20 protein-coding genes are annotated in these 24724 nt (G+C 45.5%); 10 read left to right on the forward strand and 10 right to left on the reverse strand.

Going from position 1 to position 24724, the window contains the following annotated elements:
• Positions 1 to 43: 43 nt before the first annotated feature.
• Entirely contained in the window at positions 44 to 1204 is a 1161-nt protein-coding gene (locus V7O64_RS00560; RefSeq protein WP_407356090.1) for a PQQ-dependent sugar dehydrogenase, read from the reverse strand.
• Between the two features lie 130 nt (positions 1205 to 1334).
• Between V7O64_RS00560 and V7O64_RS00565 the strand changes: the two genes are divergently transcribed.
• The 6 genes from V7O64_RS00565 to V7O64_RS00590 all read left to right on the forward strand — a co-directional run bounded on the left by V7O64_RS00565 (position 1335) and on the right by V7O64_RS00590 (position 8089).
• On the forward strand, positions 1335 to 2744 hold the full coding sequence (locus V7O64_RS00565) for a class II fumarate hydratase (protein WP_407356091.1): 1410 nt from the start codon (positions 1335 to 1337) through the stop codon (positions 2742 to 2744).
• Complete coding sequence (locus tag V7O64_RS00570) at positions 2719 to 4431, forward strand: FAD-binding protein (RefSeq protein WP_407356092.1); 1713 nt, start codon at positions 2719 to 2721, stop codon at positions 4429 to 4431. Before V7O64_RS00565 ends, V7O64_RS00570 begins: the two co-directional genes overlap by 26 nt.
• Positions 4431 to 5186, forward strand: coding sequence for a succinate dehydrogenase/fumarate reductase iron-sulfur subunit (locus V7O64_RS00575; protein WP_407356093.1), 756 nt, complete (start codon positions 4431 to 4433; stop codon positions 5184 to 5186). Before V7O64_RS00570 ends, V7O64_RS00575 begins: the two co-directional genes overlap by 1 nt.
• Before the next feature lie 177 nt (positions 5187 to 5363).
• Positions 5364 to 5942: a TetR/AcrR family transcriptional regulator gene (locus V7O64_RS00580; RefSeq protein WP_407356094.1), complete on the forward strand. Its 579-nt coding sequence runs from the start codon at positions 5364 to 5366 to the stop codon at positions 5940 to 5942.
• Positions 5939 to 7429 (forward strand): phytoene desaturase family protein, encoded by a 1491-nt coding sequence (locus tag V7O64_RS00585; protein ID WP_407356095.1) that lies wholly within the window; start codon positions 5939 to 5941, stop codon positions 7427 to 7429. Before V7O64_RS00580 ends, V7O64_RS00585 begins: the two co-directional genes overlap by 4 nt.
• 246 nt (positions 7430 to 7675) lie before the next feature.
• Entirely contained in the window at positions 7676 to 8089 is a 414-nt protein-coding gene (locus tag V7O64_RS00590) for a DUF5658 family protein (protein ID WP_407356096.1), read from the forward strand.
• Here V7O64_RS00590 and V7O64_RS00595 read toward each other — a convergent pair.
• Positions 8060 to 8956, reverse strand: a complete 897-nt coding sequence (locus V7O64_RS00595; protein WP_407356097.1) for a hypothetical protein — start codon at positions 8954 to 8956, stop codon at positions 8060 to 8062. The two genes, V7O64_RS00590 and V7O64_RS00595, sit on opposite strands and share 30 nt — an antisense overlap.
• Before the next feature lie 761 nt (positions 8957 to 9717).
• Positions 9718 to 11103, reverse strand: coding sequence for an ATP-binding protein (locus V7O64_RS00600; RefSeq protein ID WP_407356098.1), 1386 nt, complete (start codon positions 11101 to 11103; stop codon positions 9718 to 9720).
• A 238-nt stretch (positions 11104 to 11341) separates the two neighbouring features.
• On the opposite strand from V7O64_RS00600, the gene V7O64_RS00605 reads away from it, so the two are divergent.
• Positions 11342 to 11791 carry a Fic family protein gene (locus V7O64_RS00605; RefSeq protein WP_407356099.1) on the forward strand — a complete coding sequence of 150 codons (450 nt, stop codon included), beginning with the start codon at positions 11342 to 11344 and terminating at the stop codon, positions 11789 to 11791.
• A gap of 300 nt (positions 11792 to 12091) precedes the next feature.
• Here V7O64_RS00605 and V7O64_RS00610 read toward each other — a convergent pair whose 3' ends face one another.
• A complete protein-coding gene (locus V7O64_RS00610) occupies positions 12092 to 13510 on the reverse strand; it encodes an ATP-binding protein (RefSeq protein ID WP_407356100.1) in 1419 nt (472 codons plus the stop codon).
• Between the two features lie 404 nt (positions 13511 to 13914).
• Positions 13915 to 14229, reverse strand: coding sequence for a hypothetical protein (locus tag V7O64_RS00615; RefSeq protein ID WP_407356101.1), 315 nt, complete (start codon positions 14227 to 14229; stop codon positions 13915 to 13917).
• Positions 14230 to 14570: 341 nt separating this feature from the next.
• On the opposite strand from V7O64_RS00615, the gene V7O64_RS00620 reads away from it, so the two are divergent.
• Positions 14571 to 14714 (forward strand): hypothetical protein, encoded by a 144-nt coding sequence (locus V7O64_RS00620; protein WP_407356102.1) that lies wholly within the window; start codon positions 14571 to 14573, stop codon positions 14712 to 14714.
• 28 nt (positions 14715 to 14742) lie between these two features.
• On the opposite strand, the gene V7O64_RS00625 is transcribed toward V7O64_RS00620, so the two are convergent.
• Together V7O64_RS00625 and V7O64_RS00630 are read right to left on the reverse strand one after the other, a co-directional pair.
• Entirely contained in the window at positions 14743 to 14907 is a 165-nt protein-coding gene (locus tag V7O64_RS00625) for a hypothetical protein (RefSeq protein WP_407356103.1), read from the reverse strand.
• Between the two features lie 124 nt (positions 14908 to 15031).
• A complete protein-coding gene (locus V7O64_RS00630) occupies positions 15032 to 16057 on the reverse strand; it encodes an ARPP-1 family domain-containing protein (RefSeq protein WP_407356104.1) in 1026 nt (341 codons plus the stop codon).
• Between the two features lie 370 nt (positions 16058 to 16427).
• On the opposite strand from V7O64_RS00630, the gene V7O64_RS00635 reads away from it, so the two are divergent.
• Complete coding sequence (locus V7O64_RS00635; protein ID WP_407356105.1) at positions 16428 to 17147, forward strand: DUF6293 family protein; 720 nt, start codon at positions 16428 to 16430, stop codon at positions 17145 to 17147.
• 31 nt (positions 17148 to 17178) lie between these two features.
• Here the strand turns inward: V7O64_RS00635 and V7O64_RS00640 are convergent, their stop codons facing one another.
• The 3 genes from V7O64_RS00640 to V7O64_RS00650 form a co-directional block, all read right to left on the reverse strand.
• Positions 17179 to 18606 (reverse strand): MBL fold metallo-hydrolase, encoded by a 1428-nt coding sequence (locus tag V7O64_RS00640; RefSeq protein WP_407356106.1) that lies wholly within the window; start codon positions 18604 to 18606, stop codon positions 17179 to 17181.
• 249 nt (positions 18607 to 18855) lie between these two features.
• Complete coding sequence (locus V7O64_RS00645) at positions 18856 to 19464, reverse strand: sarcinarray family MAST domain-containing protein (protein WP_407356107.1); 609 nt, start codon at positions 19462 to 19464, stop codon at positions 18856 to 18858.
• A gap of 9 nt (positions 19465 to 19473) precedes the next feature.
• Complete coding sequence (locus tag V7O64_RS00650) at positions 19474 to 23541, reverse strand: hypothetical protein (protein WP_407356108.1); 4068 nt, start codon at positions 23539 to 23541, stop codon at positions 19474 to 19476.
• Positions 23542 to 23970: 429 nt separating this feature from the next.
• Here V7O64_RS00650 and V7O64_RS00655 point away from each other — a divergent pair, with 429 nt between their 5' ends.
• Positions 23971 to 24714, forward strand: coding sequence for an RAD55 family ATPase (locus tag V7O64_RS00655; protein ID WP_407356109.1), 744 nt, complete (start codon positions 23971 to 23973; stop codon positions 24712 to 24714).
• Positions 24715 to 24724 lie beyond the last annotated feature (10 nt).

Here is a 24724-nt window from a genome sequence, read left to right on the forward strand (position 1 = left end):
GTGAGACCCTTTTTGAATTGCATCGTGCTGCAAAGTACCCTGTTCACAGCAGGCCGGGATTTACCCTGATCATCCTGTCATCGCCGGCAATTGTCCTTCCTCTTCCGTCCCGGTTATTTGTGAGCATGTAGAGATTACCATCCGGTCCGGCAACAACATCCCTGAGCCTTCCGAAATCGCCTGCAAAATGCTCATGCAGCTCTACAGAGATCCTTTCATCTTCCAGGACCGATACTTCAGCTTCATAAAGGCTCTGGCCACGCAGTCCTGTAAAGAATACGGATCCCTTAAGATATGACACTCCCGATGGTGCCCATGTCTGCCAGCCGCTATGGATGACAGGTGATTCCATACCTTCAGCAGTATCATCACCGGTGATCACAGGCCATCCGTAGTTCTTCCCGGGATTTATAACGTTCAGCTCGTCCCTTGCGGTAGGTCCATGCTCTGTTGCCCACAATCTGCCATGTTCATCCCAGGCAATTCCCTGAGGATTGCGATGGCCAAAACTGTAGACCGGTAAATCCTGCAGCGGATTGTCTTCAGGGATGTTACCGGTATCTGTGAGTCGGAGTATCTTCCCGGCAAGTGAGGCAGTATCCTGTGCCAGAGAAGGCTCACCGGCGTCCCCGGTACAGACGTACAAAAGACCATCAGGTCCGAACCGGATCCTGCCACCGTTGTGTATCCTGCCTGCCGGGATGCGGTCAATGATGATCTCCTGGCCGCTCAGTTCACGGTCAGCTATGGTATACCTTATGACCCTGTTGTAAAGGCGTTCTCCATCCCTGTAGGTATAATACAGGTATATGAATTGATTATCTTCAAATTCAGGATGCACGGCAATACCAAGCAATCCTCCTTCACCCACGTGAACAACATCGTCCAGGGTTGCCAGTGGAAGAGGAAGCAGTCCCTCTTCATTGTCTATAAGGCGCACTTTTCCAGGTCTTTCAGTGAAGATGATACTTCCATCAGGAAGAAAATCAAGGGCCCAGGGTATCTCCAGGTCATCAGCAAGTACCGATACACGGGGATAGTCATTGTCTGATGTGGAAAGTCCCTCGGCCTGTGGCAGGTCATGATCTCTCTGGGAGCCAAGACATCCCGAGGTGAACAGGGCAAGAGCCAGGATCACAATGAGCAATGCAAGCAATAAAAAAGCGGATGCTGACCGGTTATCTGCAAGGCGTGTCTTTAACATGCTTTCCCCATACAAACAATGCGGCCACATTATATAAGAGTCACACTACATTTGCAACACTCTACACAAGGACCAATAGATAAAATGATTAAGTATTGATGAAAATATATGAAGGGATAGGGGTGATTCTGTGCTAAGATCTGAAAAGGATACTCTGGGAGTGGTGAAGATACCGGATGATGTTTATTATGGTCCGCAGACCGCCAGAGCCGTTGCTAATTTTAAGGTTAGTGGCGAGCGTCTTCCTCCTGAGTTCATAAGGGCCCAGGCGGCTGTAAAAATGGCATCTGCAAAGGCGAACATGGAACTGGGTAAACTTGATCCTCTTATCGGCAGCTCAATAGTAAAAGCTGCATCTGAAGTCAGGAAAGGTGATCTTGTGGAGCATTTCGTGGTCGATGCTTTCCAGTCCGGTGCAGGCACTTCCCAGAATATGAATGCAAATGAGGTGATTGCCAACCGGGCACTTGGGATAATGGGATATGAAATGGGGCGATATGATATCATCCATCCCAACGACCATGTGAACATGTCCCAGTCCTCCAATGATACTATCCACACAGCTATGCATATAGCAGCGGTCGAAAGCCTGACAGGGGACCTTTTACCTGTGATCGGTGAACTCCTGGGACTTCTCAATGCCAGGTCCTCTGAGTTCATGCAGGTGGTCAAGCCAGGAAGGACACATCTGCAGGATGCTGTTCCACTGACACTGGGCCAGGAGTTCAGCGCATATGCCAGGATGGTGGAACTTGACAGGGAACGGATTGTCACATCCCTGGATGGCCTGCTTGAGCTGAACATGGGCGGGACTGCTGTGGGAACCGGATTGAATGCACCTGCGGGTTTTCCGGCCATCGCCATCAGGGAGATAAGGTCAATAACAGGGGCAGAGTTCAGGCTTGCCGAAAATGCGTTTGAGGCTACCCAGGGCGCCGGTGCTATCCTGGCATGTTCTTCCGCTCTCAGGGGTCTTGCGGTAAGCCTCACGAAGATAGCAAATGATATCCGTCTCCTTTCAAGTGGGCCAAGGGCGGGGCTGGGGGAAATTAAACTCAAGCCTGTGCAACCCGGATCCTCTATAATGCCTGGTAAGGTCAATCCTGTAATGGCTGAAATGCTCAATATGGCCTGCTTTCAGGTGATGGGTAACGACACAGCAATAATGATGGGTGCACAGGCAGGACAGCTTGAGCTGAATGTATTCACTCCGCTTATGGCGCACAATCTTCTCAGGTCTGTCAGGATATTTACAGGTGCAATCGCTTCATTTAACAGCAGATGCCTCGATCATCTGGGTGCTGACACAAAACGGTGTGAAGAGCTTGCAGCGTCCAGCCTTGCACTGGTGACATCACTTGCTCCTGTAATTGGTTATGAGGAAGCTGCACAGATAGCTTACAGGGCACACAGGGAGAACCGTTCTATCAGGGAAATAGTTGCACAAACGGGTATCCTGCCGGATGAAAAGATCGGGGAACTGCTGGACCCGATCAAACTGACAGGGGTTGAAAATGATAGAGAGAACAAGGAACAATGATCAGATAAGCCATGATGTAATGATCATCGGTGGCGGGCTTGCCGGGCTCAGGGCAGCAATTGAGGTACATGATCTGGGAATGGATGTTGCAGTTATCTCAAAAGTACATCCTATCCGCAGTCACTCCGGTGCTGCACAGGGTGGCATCAATGCTTCTCTTGGATCGGAAGATAGCTGGGAGTCACATGCCTTTGATACCATAAAGGGAAGCGATTATCTTGCTGACCAGGATACGGTGGAGGTGCTTTGTAAAGAAGCTCCTGAGAGGGTCATTGAAATGGAGAACTGGGGATGTAACTTCTCACGCCGGGAGAACGGGAAGATAGCCCAGCGTCCCTTTGGCGGAGCAGGATTCCCGAGAACATGCTTTGCAGGGGATCGGACAGGGCATAATCTGTTACATACGCTGTACGAACAGGTCATAAAGCGTAATATCAGAATATACAGTGAGTGGTTCGTGACGAAAATGCTTGTCGATAAAGGCATGTGTTTGGGCTGTATTGCAATGAACATGGCCGATTCGAAGATCGTTGCCTTCAGGTCAGGGGCAACCATCCTTGCAACCGGTGGATACGGAAGGATATACCAGCGGTCCACAAACGCCATAATCAACAGGGGTCACGGTATCAGTCTGGCATACGATGCCGGTGTTCCGCTTGAGGATATGGAATTCGTACAGTTCCACCCAACAACTCTTTTTGGAACAAATATCCTGATCACAGAAGGAGCACGCGGAGAGGGCGGATACCTTTTGAACAAGGATAATGAGCGTTTCATGGAAAGATATGCAAAAGGCTCCATGGAACTTGCACCCAGGGACATTGTTGCCAGGGCCATTCAAAAGGAGATCGATGAAGGACGGGGATTCCCCGGTGGATTTGTTCATCTTGACCTGACACATCTTGGAAAGGATAGAATAAATAAGCGCCTTGCCGGTATCAGGCAGATATCAGTGGACTTTGCAGGCATAGACCCTGTCAGGCAGCCCATACCTGTGCAGCCGGGGCAGCATTATTCAATGGGCGGGGTCAGCTCTGAGGTAAATGGAAGGACCCCGATTCCAGGTCTTTATGCCATAGGCGAGTGTGCATGCATAAGCGTTCACGGGGCCAACAGGCTGGGTGGGAATTCACTTCTTGACACGGTTGTCTTTGGAAGACGTGCGGGAGCTGCTGCAGCTGAGCACGTGCGCTTGTCCGGGAGGGGGGATGAAGACGTATCCCTGGATGTGGCCGGGAAGATAAAAAGAGAATCAGAAAAGGAAATAGAGGATCTGATGACCGGTGAAGGGGAAAGTTTTGCCACTATAAGGGATGAACTGCAGTCTGTCATGCAGCAATATGTGGGGATATTCAGGAACAGGCAGGGTCTGGAACATGCCCTGGAAGAGATAAGCAAGCTTAAGAAGAGAGCATCAAGGCTTAAGGTCAAAAGCCAGGTCAAAGTCTTTAATCTGGAACTGATGAATGCCCTTGAACTGAAAGGCATGCTTGAACTTGGACATGTCATAACAATGGGTGCACTTGCAAGGGAAGAGAGCAGGGGTGCACATTACCGTACCGATCACCTTGAAAGGGATGATGGGAACTGGCTTAAGCATACCCTTGCCTATAAAGATGATCAACCCCGCCTTGAGTACAAAGCAGTGAATATCGGCATGTTCCAGCCGCAAAGGAGGGAATACTGATGGTAAGGATCACTATTGGAAGGCAGGATGGGAAAAGGAAATGGTATGATACCTTTGAAGTGGAGGAAAGGCCCGGGATGACCGTGCTGGAGGCATTGTTCCAGGTCCAGGAAAGACTGGATGGCAGCCTGTGTTTCAGGTATTCGTGCAGGGGTGCAGTGTGCGGAAGTTGTGCAATGCTCATAAACCGAAGGCCTGGACTTGCTTGCAGGACCCAGTTGTCAGATGTCAAAGGAGAGGTGATCGAGGATTCTGATAAGCACCGGATCCTTCTCAAAAAAGGTCCTCAGGATGCCAGGAAGGAAGAGGTCCTTGTGGAACCTCTCCCGAACTTAACGGTTATCAGGGACCTTGTAGTTGACATGGAACACTTTTACAGGCTTGTGGATTCTATCAAACCCTGGATAAACATACCCGATGGTAAGTCCCCGGAAGAGAATATCATCGATCCTGACCTGCAGATGCAGATCGAGAGATACACAAACTGCATACTTTGTTCCACATGCCATGGAAGCTGCCCGGCAGCAGCAAGGGACGGGAGGTATCCGGGACCTGCAGCACTGGCAAAAGCATGGCGTTTTTACCTGGATCCGCGCAGCAACAAAGAGGACCTTGCAGACCTTCTTGCCCGGGTGGATTCAAAAGAAGGCATATGGGGGTGTGATGTAGTTTATAACTGTGTGAGCGTGTGTCCAAAAAAGGTGCCTCCGACAACGGCTATTCTGAAACTCCGGGATATTTTGGGAAAGGAATGATCAGTGGTTTAAAGTACGCAAGAGAAGTGTCATATCTGCATTAGGTCAGTTATAATCAGCCTGTGTGAACAGGGCCAATGAAACAATCCATACATGACAAGTGTTATATAACATATGTTATATTACAAATGTTACCTAACAACTGTTATATTATATCTCTTATTTCAGGGAGTTTCTATGCCTGCACGGACAAAATTCAATAAGGAAGATATTGTTGAGGCTGCCTTTGCCATTGCAAAAGAAGAAGGCTTAAGTGGTATAACTGCACGAAGTGTTGCCAGGAGACTTGATTGTTCAGTTGCACCGATATATGTCAATTTCACAACCATAGATGATCTGATAGCAGCAGTGGTGGAGCGTGTTTTTGCCATGTCAGGCGACCTGCTTTCCCGACAGGAAGGTCCGCATCTCTTTGAAAATATCGGGAAGGCCAGTCTTTCTTTTGCACGTGAGTATCCTGTTCTTTTCCGTGAGATTGTAATGCAGAATAATCCACACATGGCTTCTAATGAATCATTCCAGGATGAAATGGCCAAAGCACTTGCCGGGGATGAAGGTATGTATGGCCTGTCATTGGATGAACGTAAGCGATTGCTCCTAAAAATGAGGATATTCCAAACGGGGCTCTCGGTAATGGTTGCCAATGGGCATCTGTATTCCTTGATAGGCGAGCAGGAGATAGAGAACATTCTTCTGGAGGTGGGAGAAGAACTCCTGCTTGTACAACAGATGAAACAAAGGGTGAAGAAAAAATGAAAAGGATAGTTATCATCGGAGGGGGTATTGCCGGGCTGAGTGCAGGTGTCTTTGCCCAGAAGAATGGTTTTACAAGCATCATACTGGAAAAGAATCCCGTAATGGGTGGGGAATGTACAGGCTGGAACCGGCATGGATATCACATCGATGGGTGCATTCACTGGCTTGTGGGAACAAAAGAAGGAACATCGGTCAATGATCTCTGGAAAACCGTGGGCGCACTTGATGGGGTTGAGGTCTATCATCCCGAGAGCTTTTTAGTTTTTGAGCACAACGGCCAAAGGGTGCACCTGTACCGGGACCTTGACCGGCTGAGGTCCAGCTGGACCCGTATGTCACCAACAGACGAATCTGCTATCCGGGAGTTCTGCAATACAATCGAGAAATTACAGTCATTTGAGGTACCTGTTGGAAAACCCCAGGACCTTATGTCATTGTTTGAAAGGATAAGGTTCATGCTCTCTATGAGAGATGTGGGCATGGTCATGCACAAGTACAGCAAGGTCAGTTTGAAGGACTATGCGCAAAACTTCAGGCACCCCGCACTGCGAGAGGCCCTTGCTTCCTTTTTGCCGGAAGGTTATAGTGCTCTATCTGTTTTCTTCGCACTTGCAACCTTTACCAGTGACCAGGCCTCCATTCCATGCGGTGGTTCCAAAGCGCTTGTAATGCGCATGCAAGCACGTTATCTTTCGTTAGGTGGAACAATTGAACCCTTATCTGAGGTAGCCGGCATTGTCCATGACAACAAGAAGGTACATCATGTCATCTGCAAGGACGGCAGGGAGTTTGAAGCCGATCATTTCATTGCGGCATGTGATCCACATGTGCTTTATAAAACATTGCTGAAGGGTGAATACACAGACAATGACTTTGAAATGCGATACAACGATCCTCAGGCTTATCCCCTGGCTTCGAATGTCTATGTAGCGGTGGGTTATGAAGGCAGCATGGATGACCTTCCCCGAACCCTGCGTTTTCCAATCCTTCCATTTGAGATAAACCAGCAGCCAATAGACCTTTTGACCATTACGAACTATCATTATGAACCTTTCTTTGCTCCACAGGGACACACCCTGATCACTTGTGCCATCAACCAGTTCCATTCTGATTACGATGCATGGGATAGCCTGGCACGGGATCCTGTGGCATATGCGAAGGAAAAGGACAGAATAGGCAACGCTGTCATGGAGGCTATGATTACACGTTTTCCCCAAATGAGGGGCAAGCTCAAATTGCTTGATGTTGCCACTCCAAAGACATATGAGAGGTACTGTAATGCCTACAGGGGTGCTTTCATGTCATTCTTACCTACAACCCGGGGAAAGATGATGGCACACACAGGACGGATAAAAGGCCTTAACAATATTTTTTTGTCCGGACAGTGGCTCCAGCCACCGGGTGGGCTTCCAGTGGCGTTAATTACCGGCAGGGATACTATTATGCGGATCTGCAAGCAGGAAAAGCAGCCTTTTAAGGACCAATAAGCTAAAAGGTTGATCCTTCAGCTTCTAAAGATGATGTCTTTGTTTATCGAACATATCATCGATGCTATTTGCAGGGATCTTTGGCGATGTTTGCATCACTACCACTGCACACTTCTTTTTTGACCCTTTCATCAAATAGTCAACTGAATAATTTTGTTTCGGACCAGGTTGAATAACTATGTTCCGGAACAATGTTTCTCAAGCCTTTAACAGCTGCCATACTTACTATATACTGGGGAGTTATGTTTGGACATTTTCAGAGGACAAGGGCTTGCTTACAGCAATGTATGGTCATGGCATGTGAATATAAAGGATTTTTTTTATGATGTCCGCTATATCATTTTCTTCTATGTGCTTGGTGATCTGCTGACAACTTTCTTTGCCATTGAAACGGGTATGGGATATGAGGCAAATCTCATAATGGCCCGGTTAATTGAGATCTATGGTTTTCTGATAGTCGCTGTTATCAAAATGCTTTTCATGTGCCTGTTGTTTATAGAATATGCCTATCTGAAGAACATGGGCTACCATAGCTTATGGGGTCTGGGAAGGCAAATGATATCTTTTATGGGCCTATTCATAGTGATAAATAACATGCTTGTCATCTATGGGATTGGCAGTCCTTTGCAATTAATGTGTGCAGGTATGGGTCTCTTCTGAAAGGCTGCCGGGATCGACTCGTTTGAGGATGGCTGCAGAGAAGGCCACTGATATCAGGCAGATGGCCGGCATAATGAATATGACAGGGATGACATTCTCCCCTGAGCTGGCCATGAATATTATCTTTGAGGTCAGGGCAGCCATCAGTATTGACAGGAATATAAGATATATCGTTGTGAAAAGGTATCCATAGCTGTTCCTTTTTACTGCAAGTGCTCCTGATACAATAGCTATGGGCAGCAGCAGACCCAGATCGAATCCCTGGACTACCAATGTTGTGTAATGCTGGAGTTGACCGGGATAGACAGAGCCATCCAGAAGCGGAGGAATGATAATACTCAGCCATAATGATGCGACCATCAGGCTGTTGAGCACAAGGAATATGCCTGCATATTGCAGCAGTCTCTGTGAGCGGAACAGTTTGCCGATATTCCCCGGGTCAAATGAGGAAAAAGTGAGCATGAAAGCGAAGAAGGATAAGCATAGCAAGAGCACGTAACAGAGGAACAGTGAATTGTACATGCCCATGGCAGTGTAGAAGAGATAGGTCACTAAAAAATACATCAATGTCCCTGATAAGAGCAGCTGTCCTTTAATGCTCTTCTTTGCAAAAAGAAAGGATCCGATGAGCAGCAGTGGAATTCCTATGAAAAGGGTAACGTAATCCTGTGCAATTCCCTGGATGGCCACATCTGCGGACATATGCTGGTAGATGCCTTTCCCGTAAATGGTGATGTCATCTGAGCGAATGGATGTATACTCATATTCCCCGGGGCCATCATCTGACGTGATCCCCACAACAGCGGCATATCCTGAAAGGATCGTTATCAGTAATACCAGAATGGTAACTATCCTGTTATTTTTCATGAAACGACAACCCATACGAAGGCTCTCTGTGAAGCTGTATCTTTCTCTTAACTTTTTATCCGGCGTTTTTTGCAATTGTTGATCTATTCATCTATATTGATCATTTATATTTCCATCATTTTAGAATATTGTTGAATATTATCGCAGATGTCTTGATCTTATCAGTACACGGTTAATTTCATACATCAGAGCTTCAGATACCCCTTCACATGAACCCGGCTATCCTTGCAAGTATGAATAAACCTATTATTCCAACCACTATGCGCATAACATCATAGAACATTCCTTTCTGGGTCGTGCGTTTACCTTGATCAGCCATTGTTTTCCTCTTGATCTTCCTTTTGGATGCAGATGTCTGATGTTTATCACCAGATCTCATCTGATATTCATAGTTAAGCTGGCTCTGGACTATATACTTTATTGATTTACTTTATCTATCAAGCATTTATTATGCAGGGGTTTTGGATAGATAGCTACTTCCTTTTAACAAAAATGGCGATTTACTGTGCCGCCTGCGGCGGTGTGGTTGTGCTAATTATGTAACCTCACGTTTGCTAATCAGTTAATGAGAATTGTTCCGGGTCGTTTTAGATTATTTGCCAGGATAATACTGTTGAGATGGGCGTGTATTGATATACTGGCTGCATGTTGCACTCCTGAAGCAGTACTATGACCATGAACAGAAATAACCCTGGAACAGAAGTAAAATTCTCTGCTTCCAACTATTCCAAATCATCGCTTTCCTAAATAGAGAAGGGGAGTTATCCCTGCAATGTAAATTCTCTTCCGATATCTTCCAGGTCAAAAGCAAGAAAAGGAAGATCTTCTTTGCCTTCTATCTTTCTGGCTATCAGGCAATAATCCTGCTTCCATGTACCATTGACCTTCTTTGTCTTTTCTTTCAGCCCTTCTATTATGTTTAAAGCCTCTCTTCCTGAGAGATCTTTCCATTTTACTTCGCAGAACAATGCATTGCGACTGGCTTTGTCAAAAGCCATAAGGTCTATCTCGGTTTCTTTCTTCCACCATTTTCCAATCCCTGTGAACCTGAATGGAAGCTTTTGCCGTTTATTGAGCGTGATGAGCATCTCTTTTGCCACATCCTCAAAGGCATATCCGAAATAGGTATTCAGGTCTTTGCGGACGAGTTCTTCTGCCATATAGGGGTCTATCTCAAAGGTCCCGTAATACTTGTAGATGAACCTGAACCAGAAATTAAAGAAATTGTCCTGCAGGAAGTATCTCGAACTACGTGCCCCTCCAAATATTACAGGCTCTTCCTTTTTCACGATCTCATACTGGTATACAAGTTCATGAAGGTATTTTCCAACTGTTCCCTTAGGCATTGCCGTATAATCTGCAATATGTGCAGGGACAGCCTTGCCTGAAGCAATGGCTTCAAGGATGGAAAAATATCCCTTGTGCTCTGATCCGAACTCCAGGACAAGTATGTTCTTTGCTTCTTCCAGAAGTATCTGTGTGTTCACAAAGAGTTTATTGAAAACGCTAAGGGCTTCAGGCTCGCTGAACTGAGCCGCAAGGAGCAGGTATTTAGGCACTCCACCCAGCATGAAATAGGTCTTCATAGCCTCTTCCAGCCTGAAAGGCTTAAGACCGTTCAGGAAAGCATAACTGTCTGCAAAAGTGAACGGCTTTATATTGAACAGGCAGGTAGCTCTCCCGAAAAGCGGCTCTTTGCTCTCCTCAAAGATCCTCTTCATCATACCCACAAAAGAGCCTATCACTATGAACATGTGCATGCTCTCCCGGTGATGAGCATCCCAGTATCGCTGGAACTTGGAAAAGAATTCGGGATTAACTTTGGCAAAGTTCTGGAACTCGTCAAGCACTATCACAAGTTTTTCCTGCATCCCGAACAGTATGGTGAAAAAATCATCAAAGGTATCCAGGCGCGGCCTGATACCCGTTATTTTCCCCAGTCCTATTTCCAGATCGCGCAGCAATAGCTCTTCGCTTTTTGTTTCCACAAAAAGGTAAATACTTTTCCTACCTTTCACAAACTCCTTGCTGAGCTCAGTTTTTCCCACACGTCTCCTTCCATAGAATACTACTAAAGATGAAGAGGGAGCACTGTATATCTCTTCAAGCCTGGACAGCTCTCTCACGCGGTCAAAGAATATTACCATACAGTAAGTTACTGTCTGGTAAGTATTTATTGTTTGTGTTTTTCATAACTATTAGTTACGTTTGAGAGTAATGTGTAAAAGAGTATTTTTCTGAAAATCCCCTGAACTTTACTCACTTAATACCGGAGTGTTTCACATAGTACATGTTTGCTTATTTTTTTATGTATAAGCGTGGAATGTGCCGCATGCGGCGGTGTGGCTGTACTGATTATATTACCTCATTTTTGTTTATCGACTAATGCGAATCCTCCACTTCTTTTTAAGTTACCTGAGATTTATCCGGCTGGAGATAACTGAAATCGGTATGATAGTGAGGTTCATAGTCTACCTGGCAAAATCCATAGAAGTACCAACAGAAAGCTATTTAGCCAAAGACCAAGCCGGTGTCCAGTCACCGACCCAGTCACCGACCCAGTCACCGACCCAGTCACCGACCCAGTCACCGACCCAGTCAGACAGTCCTATTCTAAAATTGTTGCTATCACTCCAGGATGGAGAAAAGTCTTCCGGAGAACTCCGCAGTATTTTGAATATCAAGCATCGTCCTACCTTCAGGGATAACTATCTCCACCCTGCTCTGGATGCAGGATGCATTGAGATGACAATCCCTGAAAAACCAAGCAGCAGCAAGCAGAATTATAGCCTGACGCCCAAAGGCCTTACATTCCTGACCCGGGAAAAGAAGTAGGAGAATGAATGACCGAGCTGCACTACTCTTATGAAGATAAACGCAAAAACATATCCTGTCCCTGCCACAGGACCGGCTCCCTACTGGTACCCTCGCCTTAAAAGGAAGCTTAGTGTTCTGATGTCAGGTTTATACCATGTGTGACAGGACTACTCTGATGAGTGGCTTTGCTGTATCCATCTGATTGGAAAAATTAAACAAATAAAACGGTACTTGATACCGGATGCACTGGTTCAAGGAGTAGGAAAGGCTCCCTGAATGAATTACGATCAAAAATACACTCACTCAATTCTTCCTGTATCAGCAGACCAGCAGGAACAGGGCAAGCGGTATGAACAGCACATTGTCAGCAATCTTCAGCGTGTCCTTTGTCACAACTATGCCAAAAGGTGAACCAAACTCATTCATGAAATCCCTCACACCCGATATGTCACCGGGATCCTGGCGGTATTTGACTTCCACAGGGATTGGAATTATAGAAGGTTCGATTATTATGTCCACTTCCTTTTTGCCTTTCCAGTAGTAGCTCTTCGGACGGCCCTTATAAGCTCCTGCAAGCCGTGATGCGTGGTCCTGTACTATTGTTTCAACGGTCTTGCCTACCTCCTCACCGAACTCGAACAAGCGTGCGTTGAGCAGGCCCACAAGTACATTCCTGGTGCTGTGGTCCCTCAGGTACAGTTTTTTCCCCTTTGCAAAAGTGCTGTCGCTTTTTGAATAGAAATGAGACTCTGATATCATGAACACATCCGACAGATAGCCCAGATACACCATGAGCGTGTCATATTTGATGCCGACAGCCTTTGCAAAACTGTGATAGTCAGTTACCTGACAGCTCTGCATGGCACACCTGATGACCGTGTTCTCCAGACCTTTGATGTTCCTGACAGCAAAGGTTCGCATAATATCCTTGTGCAGTGTAAGCATGAAGCGGTCCATCAGGATATCTCTTGCATCATCCATGTTGACCCCGAAAAGACCAGGATATCCGCCTGCGATGATGTAGCTGGTAAGATAGGAATTCATATCGGGAACAACGCGAAGCAGATCATCACGATATTTCAGGAAGGCTTCATAGAGCAGGTCGGGATCGTTCCCTGTGAGGGCACCTCTCACGACCGAAGAATCAGGAAGGTGGAGATTGTTCTCTTCTTTCAAGTGATATTGCAGGTGATCAGCAAAGCTCCACTGTAACATACGACGAAGCCTTGACCTGCCTATCAGGGATTCCGAGCTTCCCTTTTCTATCTCGGAGACCGAAGAGCCGGAAAGATAGAATTTTACCTTTGTCTCAAGATCATAGTACTGTTTCAGGTAATTGCTCCAATTACTGACCACCTGTACCTCATCCAGAAAAATGTAGGCTTTATCTGATTCAGGAGGCAGTACGTATTTGGTGAAAATATCCAGCACATCTTTAATGGGTTCTTCACTGAGAGTTGAGATGGATGTATGATCCATTGATATATACAGAATGTTATGGGCAGGTGCCCTTGCTTCATCAAGCAGGAATTGAATAATCTGCTTCATAAGGACGGTCTTGCCTACCTGTCTTGGGCCATAGACTATCTCTATCTCAGGGGAATCCTGCTCCTTTATCAGATCCTCGTATAACCCGGTCCTGTAATGTGGTACCGTGAAAGGGCGGCTTTTCCACCATGGATTGTACTCGTACAGGACATTCAGGATGCCTTCAATGCTACTCTCTTCCAGTGCCATTACCTGTATATTGGTAATTTGAGTATATCATAGTTACCTTTATGAAGGTAGTATTGATCAAGGATCATTGCCATTATAAAGAAAGTTATTAATTTGTCATGAAAATAGGCTTTCTATTCAAAACCAATATATCCCCGAAAATCCAACTAAAGCAAGATGAGATCTTACGTAAGACCATATCTTTCATGCTTGATAACTAAATTCTCATGGATACTATAATCGGTTTCAAGGAAGTGACGGTTTCGGGGAATTATGTATCAGCTTGGAATGTGCCGCCTGCGGCGGTGTGGTTGTGCTGTTGATGTCCCCTCAAGTTTGCTTATCAGCTAATGCGAATCCTCCTGGTTGTTTTAGATTACCTGACCTTTATACAGCCTGAGCACTATCAATAACACACCCCGTATTCACAAATCCACATCCCCTATTCCATCTTCAGAATCCCACAACTCACGATAAGCATTAATATAAGACACAGTTGCCTCCGGGTCGATATCCCAGTAGTAGCGGCACAGTTGGCGATATAATCGAAGGGCGGGATCGTAACCGCAGAAGTCCAGCAGGCTGTCAAGAGTACGTTCAATGTGGGAAATGTCGCGGCTCTTTGTCTGAATAATACTATTGACGATGGGCGTGTATTGGTACACTGCCTGCCTGTTGAGCTCCTGGATCTGAGTGGCGATGTCGGTGACAGATCCCAGCAGCTTATCGTAGTCTCTCATGGGTGCTTTTCCTTGCAGGTCTGGATTTTAATCCCGTTGGATTTGAAGGGGGTGATTTGGAATTTTGGGAATTGGTCGGCAGATTGCTGACGGATATCATATACCTGGGATTGCGCAGACATCGTCTGCGGAATTTGCCACTGAACTTTATAATTTTGCTTGTCGATCAGGTTGGAAACCTGCTTCAATGACCGAAAAGTGGAATCTATTATCTGTTTTGACATAAATAGGAACATGAGAAAGGAAAGATATGTAATTTAGCGTGAACATCAACTGCAGGTTTCGCCACAATCGCAGAACACATATGGATTTTAGAGAAAACTGGAGCCAAGCACAAGTTCTTGATATTTGGTAACGATAAGCGCGTTCCTCAAGAATGGCTAAAGGAGTATGGTGAGCTTGTGGATGGAGTGGATTTCTTTTCCTATGTCGTTGGTGAGGATAAGATAGAGAGATTGAACAAGCAAACTACAAAAAACGGCTAGTAACTAACTACAAAAATAGATAAGGAAATCATTGCTTTTTCTTCAAAACTGTAACCGTAATAGTTTCTTCTTCATGCGAAAAACTAGATATTTTTTCCTTGAATCCAGCATCCCAGTTACCAGATTTGAACTGTGTAGACAACTTTGTGGTATTCAGAACCGAAATATCATCCCATTTGCCATTTTCTTTCAATATATTCTCTAAAACCTTTCTTTGAGGATCCTTGCGCTCACCAGTCTGTCACACTTGACAATTCGAACTTATCGAGATAACCGGTATCCTCAAAGACAGACAGTTTCTCCATGCACCACACTGATTAACACGACATCCCTTCATCCATCGTGTTTCTCCTAAACCGGGACTGCCTGCGTCCTGCGGGGTCCATCATGCCGTTTGAAGCTTCAAAGCGATGAGTTCCTGAATGTTCACTCCTGAAGAACGCATAGTGCAGCACAGACCCGTTAACCACAAGAGCAGAACCGACCATACCGTTGCCGGTGAACCTCCAGTCATCCCCAAGACCGATCGAGGGGTAGCATTCAGATCTGCATAATGTTGCTTCTTTCACGAACTTCCTGGCTTCATCTGCCGTTGAACTGCCATTTTCCCCTTCACTGTAGATGGCTTCGGTTGCATAGGACCGCATGAGCTTTGCATGGAGCAGCGCATACTTTTCATGACTGGATATCATCTCCATGCCCACGGGTTTCCCGTTGACCAGAACAACGAAACCTTTTTGTTTTTCAACTACTGCAAAAGCGTTAACATAATCTTCCAGTCTCGGCCTGAGATGCTCAAAGGTATCCCGCATGGCACCGGTGGCTGATGAAGCATTTACAAAAGATGCTTCACTGTGGATATTCTCCCATACCTGGCCCTGGTCAGAGCAAAAGCTCATCTCATTTACCAGATTACGGGTAACTGAGGCACTTCTGTTCTTCCTTGTCCTGTGAGACATGACCACATCAGAATCCATGAAGGTCTTTGTACTGTAGCTCCAGCGCCCCTGCTCGGTGCAGCTTACAGGTATGTTCACTTTCGAAAGTGAGGGGACCAGTATAGTGGTGTTCACTGCACGGTTCTGTTTTGCCCCTGCAAGTTCCTCCCCGTCAAGTATCAGCACCGGCAGATGTCCTGTGTTCACAGCTACAAGTTCAGGAACAGATCCATGCACACTGACCTCATGGATCGTTAAGCTACCTGCTTCAAGTCCCTCTTTAAGTGTAATATATCCTCCAGCGATGGTGCTTTCATGACATATCGGCACAACAGCCATGTTCCTGAACTCGACAAGCTTCCCCAGTCTGACTCCCCTCAGCACTTCTCCAACAATATTTTCCATGTGAATCCTCCGTAATCCCTGTTCTGCGATGTCCTGTGCAATTGGATCGAAAGGTCCCGGACACAAGGTCCGGGACCCCGATCGCTACCCCCACCCACTCATGCGCGGGCCGTACCACTGCCTTTACAGGCAATCTCCTATATGCATAGCTAGTACTTAAATTTTATGTTTAATTGTATATTTGATTATTAATTATCAGAGGAATTTTGTATCAACGGCCAATGCAAAGAAGTAAAAAAGTACAGGATAGATATTGCATATTCTCAATTCCCGGGGTCTATCAGGGAAAGAGAGGCATTGCTGCTCCCCTTAATCAACTATACTGATTATAATAAAAACATTTATATTGAATTAAACATAACGTTCAATCATGGAAAAAGCAAAGGTGCATACTCATCTGGTGCCTGTAGGATTTTCATCAGCAAAACTGATAGAAAGTTTAAAGCAGTTCCCAATCCATAAAATAATCCTTCTGACGCACAAAGGAGATGAAGAACACGAAGATGTACAGGCTGCCATTAGTGATATTTCACAGGCTTTTAAGTCTTTTGAAGTTCAAGGCAGAGTGGTCGACAGGGAAAATGTAATAGATTCCTCTTTGCAGATACTTAACATAATGGAGCAAGAGGTCAGGGAAGGAAATACTGTCAAGATCAACATCTCAGGCGGTTTAAGGAACATAGGCATCTCAGCATACATTGTCTCACTTGTAAGCGATGTCCCAATCTATACTGATATTCCAAAGTATGCTGGTAAAGACTCATATCAACTTAAGGGTATTCTTGATATTCCCCTGTTCCCGATAAAAGATCTTCCAAAAGAACAAATTGTTATGCTTGAGGAAATAGGGGATGGTGTCGGGTCAGTGGATGAATTGATCTTTAGATTAAAACCTGAACTTGAAAAAGGAACAACTGATTTTGGGAACGAAAGATCACGTTTGAGCCATCACATCAGAAAGCTTAGTAATGTTGGATTTATCGAAACTGAGAAATACAGCAAGAACCTGGCGATCAGGAAAAGTAAGTTGGGTGAGATCTACCTTAAAGGCAGGGAGATCAAGAGATTGATGAAAAAAAGCGCAGACTGATAACTATCAATGATCGTTTTAATCTGTCTTTTTAATCTGCGTTTTTAATGTGCCTGCAAAGATCCTCAAACATATCCACCCTCTCCGTATGAACAGGGATCAATATCTCCGGCCTAATATCCCTTATCATCTCCCTCAGCTCCTCACCGCTGGCATGGCCTGATGCATGAGCATTCTCATGTCCGATCCCAAAGTGCTCCAGCCAGTTCATCTTCCTTGCTTCGTCAAGCTCCATCTCCTCGCAGAAAGGCTCACATGAGGATTTGATCCACAGAGCACCAGCAGGTTTGATATCTGCCAGCTGACCTATCTCCCACATGCTCATAGACACAACATAACCTGCCGGAGATCCCCTTAGATCCTCACATGTGATGGAATTTGGACGATAGATATAATCACGTTCCCATTTTGCATAATCCTGGTCCACCTGTTCCTGTGCCATACCGGTTTTACTAATCAAGCCCCATTTCTTCCTTGGTGCAAGGATTTTCACATCATCCAGGCAGAACGGGCAATGCGGACCAAGGGATTCCACAAGATGGGCAAGCTTCAGGGGGATTGTAAAATGCCTTCCGTTCTCTTTTGCAGCATTGAGGATGCTGTTGGTCCGGTCGATATCCCTTATAGGATGCTCCACAAAAACCATTCCTTCAGAACGGGAAATCAGTTCACTGATCTTTTTTTGGACTTCTGCCTCGCTATCCCTATGGTCACTGTCAATGCGGGTGCCTTCACAGAGCATCCATTTGGGTCTTGCATCACGTGCCTTTTCAACAAATCTCCTGCTGAGGTGTCCGTTTAAGCCATGGAACCTGATATCTCCGGTGTAGACAATGTTCCCCTCGTCAGTATAGATGATAAATCCACAAGCTCCAGGCAGGGAATGGTCCACGGGGACCATTTCCACTTCAATACTGCCAATTGATATTTTTTTGTTCTCTTCCATTACACAAAGATCCCTTTTGTGAATATAATCCTCTTTCTTCCGGTCAACTCTGGAAAGGCCACCATTTCTGTTAGTATAGAACCGGAAAGCCTCACAGACGTCAATAAGATCTGAAAATGTATTGCTCCCGGTGTCCTGAAGACACCCAAGTATTATTTTGCTAGCCCCGGTACAATATACAGGAATATCCCATCTTAGAAAATGAATATACTGAGCATGGTCTGCATGGGCATGTGACAGGAACACCGCATCAACTGACCTCTCCTCAGGGAGTCTGCCCATATGTGCAAGATAGTCTTCCCTGTAGATCCCTTCCATATCAGGCAGCAGCCCAAACTCAAAGAGATCACCAAGTCCAGAACATTTCCGGGGGTTCAGGAATTCCGAGAAGAATAAGCCGTTCTGCTTAAAGCTCATTCCAAAATCAAGGAATATCCTTGTCCCCTTGTGTTCAAGGAGTATCTTGTTACCACCGATCTCCCCCTCACCGCCTAAGATTTCAATTAAGACCACTTTCACACCCTTACCACTTTCACATTCTTATGTCCTGTTGCATTTCTATACCCTTTACACTGAAAATATCTTTAATATTATTTAAAATGTAATCAGCTTCAGCATGATAAAGTTCGTTGATATTTCGGTCACCGTAGGATGCATATGCAGTGATCATTCCTGCCTTCTTTGCAGGCTCAATATCCTTTCAGAGACTGTCTCCGACAAAAAGCATCTCTTGCGCTCTGAGCTTCGTAATGGAAAGACCGTCTACTCCCTCCTCCCCACCACCACAGCGATCAAAGCAAACACCGCAACCAGGACCGTAAATCCAGGTGTTGATGCAGAGCTGCTGTCATTAGAAGGCCTACTGACCAATTCCGATGGTTTTTCCGGAGCTTCGTAGTATTCGTTGGAAATTGTGACGTAGGCGGCGGTGAATTCACCACTTGTTATCTTTTTGGCAGTATCCAAGTCTGTCATTTGGTAGTAAAAGTTAATGGGTGTACTCCCTCCGGCCCATTCATCATTCGGAGCAACTGTCCATTCAAAAACCCGAGTTTCATTTGCTTCTATTATTCCATCTGTATACTGCCCTAGACGTGATGTTGGTCCTTCTATTATGTCAAAATCGCTATTTCCAATAGAATATAACATAACTGATAATGCATTTCTTTTGTAACATGTCACTTCCATTCGAAGAGTGAAAGGCTCTCCTATTTTTAAAAGTGGTTTCGGAGTAACTGGATTTTGGGATTCTGTAACAAAAATGCCATTATAATAGTAGTCGAGTGTACCATGTAAACCATTTGATGACGCCGGTGTTGATAATAGTATTAATAAACATGTTATGCAACCAACGAATATTTTTTTATTCATGCTATTTCCTCAAATTTGTGATTCGAAATTATCATAAGCAATAGATCTTTCATCTCTTTCTCCAACTTTATCTCCAACACCTTTTGGACCAGGCCCTACAACAGTGGCAGCATATCCCGAAAAAGCAAACTCGATTAGCTGGTTATTTCCAATATAAATGAATCCACCATCTTCATCTCTTTTTGTAGGGTGTACAATTCTGTTATTTTCACGAACGTAAACCTGCGCATAGTGCCCGAAATACGGATTGAACAGACATTCATTATCATTATCTATTACTTTGAACGTTTTGTACATGCCTTTTACATCATATTCCCACACATTCACGGTACATACCCAGTGTGGCGGGATTACCGGAAGGCCTGCAGGTACCAGTTTCATCGATCTTTGCAGCCTTTTTTCCATCTGATCTGCCAGGTTTCCTGTCAGTTTATCTGTGGACTCATCAAGCGTTTTCTGCAATTCAGCATTTATGTTCTCAAAGCACTGGTCGATGGTTGCCTGGCAGATATTCACGGCTTCTGACACTCCATCGGCTATACCTATCCGAATGTCTGCTTTGAGGCGGTACAGGGCAACATCCATCTCATTTGGGGATATCGTTGGATTATCATTTTTGATCTTTTCACTGATAAGGATCATCAATTCATCCTGAAGAGTGCCTTCAGCAACCATGCTTATAAGTTCCTCATCTGAAAGAGCATTCACATAAGCTGCTGTTATCAGGTGGACATCAGAATGGCTTATCCACATGCTAAGGACCGGGTCATTTGTCACTTCATCGGCAAGCATAACAGGAACCTGCTGTCTGATACTTACACTATATTCATTGGTCATTCTTGCCCGGTTCTGTTCAATGACTGCAGTATCCACTGACACACCACCCATAGCAAGTTCTGCACTTCTGGAATCCAGGTCCTCTAAAAGCGAATCGATCTCCGCGTTCATGTCTGAGATACTCTGACTCATGGACTGCGAGATTGCATCTTTCAGGGGTGATGAAGCCTCTGCAAGCATTTCGGCAATACTGTCTCCAATCCCTGTGGAAAATACACAGACATTCCTTACTCCTAGTGGGTATATAGTCAATCCGCTGAACCCATCCTCCCACCTATACTGGCCCTGCATGTCAAAATCCGGGTCATGGTAGAGATAATCGGGGTACTGGTCAACTACGATGGTCATATTCTCTGTCCAGTTGTACTTGCTGCCGGGCAGGCCTGCTACTTCCATTGTCCCGATTATGCCCATCTGGGCTGCAAGGGCGGTGGATGCCATATCCATGGCGGGGTTGTTGAAGAGCACATCTGTGGAGACCTTATTCTTTACAAGATCAAGGATGGAATGGCCCTGTTCTCTTTTGAAGGACTCGTCAATGTGGTCAGTGAAGGAATCACTGATGTCCTGATTGCGCTCACGGAGCTCTTTGAGAAGGCGCTGATAGGCCTCGTTCTTTGCTATGGCACGGGCGGCGTCGCTGCTTGTGTTAAACTCCGGGCCGTTCATGTAGCGGGCCTGTCCTATGAAAGATTCGCGTTTTGTACTGTCTGCCATCTCACCGGCAAGATCAAGTGATGCCTCCTGTATCATGCGTGTAGGTTCCTTTCCAAGGTTCTCTCCCAGCAGTGATACTTCCCTTGTGGGGTTATCGGCATTTATGGCGGTGAACATGTCTTCCATCTCCCCTGCCATTTCAGGCAGCAGCCAGTCCGGGATATCGCAATGGACCCTGGTGGCGGGAAGAAGTGTGCCGTTGCTGTACCTGTAATACTCCTTCTCTATCGTGAGCAGTCTGTCACTGACATAGCCTGCACGATACTTATCTGCTGCATCACTGCAGCCAGGGTCATGCTCAGGGTAACCATTGACAATGACAGTGGATGATCTGTAATCATTCGCGCTTGATGCATCATATGTGTAATCAAGGCCGGAATAACCGCCAGATGGCAGGTACTGATGATAGACTATGCTCATATCCTCTGTCTCTGTCCTGGCGTGGGCGATGGTTTCACTGTTCACAAGCGGATATCCCATCAGTGAACCGGAGGAGTCTCCTGAGAAGAAGTTCCAGCTACCTCCGCCTTCGGCAGAAGCTGTGTAGGTCTTATAGGACCAGTGATAGTTGTAGGATATATCCCATCTTGTCTTTACCTTGAACTTTACATTATATGTTACCTTCCAGTCAAAGCTGCGATCCTCACGGAGCAGATAATCATCCACACGTTGTATATCCTGTAGCCTGTCATTGCCCAGGTACTGGTAGCTGACATCCACGCCTTCAATTGTGATATCCGTGGACACGTGGTCCACATCCGCACCTGTGAAATGCCACTTGTGTGACGATGCATCCACATTGACCCTGTGGTCCACTTCAAGAATGCCATTGAACTCATGATCATCTCCCAGAGCACAGGTATGTGAGAATGATATCGGATGGTAACTTGTCCATTCAATGTTCTTTTTATTCTTTGATGAGGAGCTGTCATATGATATACGTCCATAACTTCCGGGACCTGTAAGCAGTCCATAAGCTGCAGCCTCCCTGAAACCATCCCTGAGGACCTGTCCCTGTATCGTGGCGCTGTAGACCTCCCGGGTCACATCATGCAGCAGGTCCGGCTCCTCCTTGCTCCATAAGTTATCGTTGTAGACCCAGTTGCTGTAAACCTCATTGGTGAAATTGGAAACCGAGATCACTATCTTTGAGCTCTCTGCGACCTCCTCCATGGTGGTATTGGCATCTTTTATGGATTCATTGATGCCTTTATCAACACTGATATTGAACGTACCTTCACCTGCCAGGCGGTCGTATGTGCTGCTCAGATTGCTCTTTTTTTCCTCCTCATAAGTGGAAGTGTCCCGGCTGATGTCATTGTATAGCACCTTGCCGTTGTAATAGGTAGTGTACGTCAGGGCCCAGGGGTCCACAGAGTCGAATACCCTCTTCTGTGCATAGAGCGAGCCCGTATTAACAGAAGCGGTCAGTGCAGGCCCTGTGATGATGTTGAGCGGGCCGTTGAGGTAGTGTTGCCAGGGGCCGTATGTGAATGTCCTTATATTAGTGGCACCCAGTACGATATCTGAGGTCACACCACCACTAAGCTCTTTCTCATACTCATTTACCAGTTGCTCCAGAAGCGGCTCACGGGATGTGATAAGTGCTGTCACATCCATGGAATCGTTCTTTGAACTGCCCGTTGTGAGGTCCACAAGTGTATAATTGAGGTTCCTGACAGTCATAGTATAGTAGATCGGATACTTTGAAGCAGGAGCGGACCTGACAAGCTCTCTTTCAAGGGTTCCGTTTATCTTATCGATCCTTATCTGTGAAGGGTCAACAACCGGTTCCACATTGATGGCATAGTTGTTGAAAGTGTGCTGGTTTGCCTGGTAATTGGACCTCAGATAATCATTGAAGTGTTGTGCAGTGATATCCTTCAGGGGACTGCTGCCCACATGGAACCAGTCCACTGCTTTTGTCTCATTATCATATTCAAGGACAAGATAGGCGTAACCATACTCCGCGTTTTGCGGGATAGTGATCTGCTCCTCAAAAGTGGAACTGCTCCAGAACGAATGCATTTCATCGTAAGTCATTGTATGGTAAACCTCACCTGTCACGCTCCTGAGGATCAGCGTCCTTGGCTTTTCTGAAAAAAGACATGATATTGCTTTAGATATGTCTGCAGGAAGTAATACAGACACATTCAAAGTATCCCCGGGCTCAACATTGCGCTCACCCGCTGCAACCGAAAATCCGTCCAGGTTCACTATCTTGCCCGACAGTTCTTCGGGCACTATTATGGGATGTTCGCCCTGCCATGCCATTGCCTGCATGCCGGCATAATTAAGACAGCGGGCAAGGTCTGCTGATGCCATATTGACAGCTGTCCTTTCCATGTCATTGGTATCGGTGTCGTAGATTATCTCTGCAAGCTCATAGTCCATCTTTGCGAGATACACCGAAGCGAGTACCGAGAACATGAGAATGAACACACCTATCACTGCAAAGGGTATGTAAGCCTGTTCATCACGGTAAAAGCTGTATGTTTTGTATGATGTATCCTGTTTATTCATGGCTTCGGACAATCTTCGTTTTGTGTTTGTATGTCATGCTTTGCAGTGCAATGCTGGTCAGGAGTATATTTAAACTTTATCATTTTGTTCTATTTTAAACAAAAAAATATAATGGTTGCCAGATATTCATTTATATGGCAGTATAATGATCGAACATAGAAACACATTATATTGAAGCATATTATATTTTCAGATATTGACAATGTTAGTCATGTTTTCATTTTCCGCTTCATGTCCTTTTTATATAAAACACGATCAACCGGCATTCTGTAGTTGTAATTTAAAATGAAGCAGATATGGTTATTATTTTATTCATTCACTATTATTTTATGGATGTGAATACAATCGAAGGGTTCAAATAGGTGCACAGTATAATTATAAATAATAATTTTATTATATTATGTGGTATTAAATATTTGAGGATAGTTCATGAGGATAAAAACAGGTGTAGAAGGTTTTGATGAACTGGTGCAGGGCGGATTGCTTGCAGAACGTGTTTATCTGGTAAGCGGTCCTCCGGGCAGTGGTAAAACAACTTTCTGTGTTCAATACCTGGCACATGGTGCGGCTCTTGGAGAAGTCGGGCTTTATGTGACCTTACTTGAAAGTCCGCAGAATATCATTGATGATATGTCTAACTACTCTATGAACGTACTTACTCTCATTAAGATGAAGAAGTTGCTTTTTGCAGACCTTGGGCCCAGAATGGAATACGGATACATGGATGAGATGAGTGAATACATAACTCCGGACTATGAAGTGTCGACATCTGCAATAGAACACGAGGCTCCTTCTCCTTCCATGGTATTCAGGGAGATAGCTGCCTATGTGGCTGAGTATGATGTCAAAAGACTGGTTATAGACTCCGTTTCTGCGATAAGGTTCACAACACGGGACCTGTCGCTCCAGGAAAAGGAAATGAGCCGATTCATAAGGAATCTTAAGAAACTTGGCTGCACAACCATTCTGATATCAGAAATGACAGACCCCAGTGCCTACTCTACAGAACAGTTTGCAGCTCATGGTGTGATTTTCATGCACAATTTCCTGTATGACAGGACTATGACCCGGGCTTTACAGGTAATCAAGATGAGAGGTACGAAGCATGATTGTAACATGCGTGCAGTGAATTTCAGTGATAGAGGACTTGTTGTCAGTGATCTCCTCGAATGATGGTGTTCCT

This window comes from Methanolobus sp. WCC5 (assembly GCF_045690325.1).
Taxonomy (GTDB): domain Archaea; phylum Halobacteriota; class Methanosarcinia; order Methanosarcinales; family Methanosarcinaceae; genus Methanolobus.

Excerpts from the sequence above, each read along its gene's own strand:
- V7O64_RS00580 (WP_407356094.1), top strand. The coding sequence starts at position 5,364 with ATGCCTGCACGGACAAAATTCAATAAGGAAGATATTGTTGAGGCTGCC.
- V7O64_RS00610 (WP_407356100.1), bottom strand. The coding sequence starts at position 13,510 with ATGGCACTGGAAGAGAGTAGCATTGAAGGCATCCTGAATGTCCTGTAC.
- V7O64_RS00560 (WP_407356090.1), bottom strand. The coding sequence starts at position 1,204 with ATGTTAAAGACACGCCTTGCAGATAACCGGTCAGCATCCGCTTTTTTA.
- V7O64_RS00615 (WP_407356101.1), bottom strand. The coding sequence starts at position 14,229 with ATGAGAGACTACGATAAGCTGCTGGGATCTGTCACCGACATCGCCACT.
- V7O64_RS00645 (WP_407356107.1), bottom strand. The coding sequence starts at position 19,464 with ATGAATAAAAAAATATTCGTTGGTTGCATAACATGTTTATTAATACTA.
- V7O64_RS00655 (WP_407356109.1), top strand. The coding sequence starts at position 23,971 with ATGAGGATAAAAACAGGTGTAGAAGGTTTTGATGAACTGGTGCAGGGC.
- V7O64_RS00595 (WP_407356097.1), bottom strand. The coding sequence starts at position 8,956 with ATGAAAAATAACAGGATAGTTACCATTCTGGTATTACTGATAACGATC.
- V7O64_RS00630 (WP_407356104.1), bottom strand. The coding sequence starts at position 16,057 with ATGGAAAATATTGTTGGAGAAGTGCTGAGGGGAGTCAGACTGGGGAAG.
- V7O64_RS00605 (WP_407356099.1), top strand. The coding sequence starts at position 11,342 with ATGCGAATCCTCCACTTCTTTTTAAGTTACCTGAGATTTATCCGGCTG.
- V7O64_RS00570 (WP_407356092.1), top strand. The coding sequence starts at position 2,719 with ATGATAGAGAGAACAAGGAACAATGATCAGATAAGCCATGATGTAATG.
- V7O64_RS00650 (WP_407356108.1), bottom strand. The coding sequence starts at position 23,541 with ATGAATAAACAGGATACATCATACAAAACATACAGCTTTTACCGTGAT.
- V7O64_RS00575 (WP_407356093.1), top strand. The coding sequence starts at position 4,431 with ATGGTAAGGATCACTATTGGAAGGCAGGATGGGAAAAGGAAATGGTAT.
- V7O64_RS00635 (WP_407356105.1), top strand. The coding sequence starts at position 16,428 with ATGGAAAAAGCAAAGGTGCATACTCATCTGGTGCCTGTAGGATTTTCA.
- V7O64_RS00600 (WP_407356098.1), bottom strand. The coding sequence starts at position 11,103 with ATGGTAATATTCTTTGACCGCGTGAGAGAGCTGTCCAGGCTTGAAGAG.
- V7O64_RS00585 (WP_407356095.1), top strand. The coding sequence starts at position 5,939 with ATGAAAAGGATAGTTATCATCGGAGGGGGTATTGCCGGGCTGAGTGCA.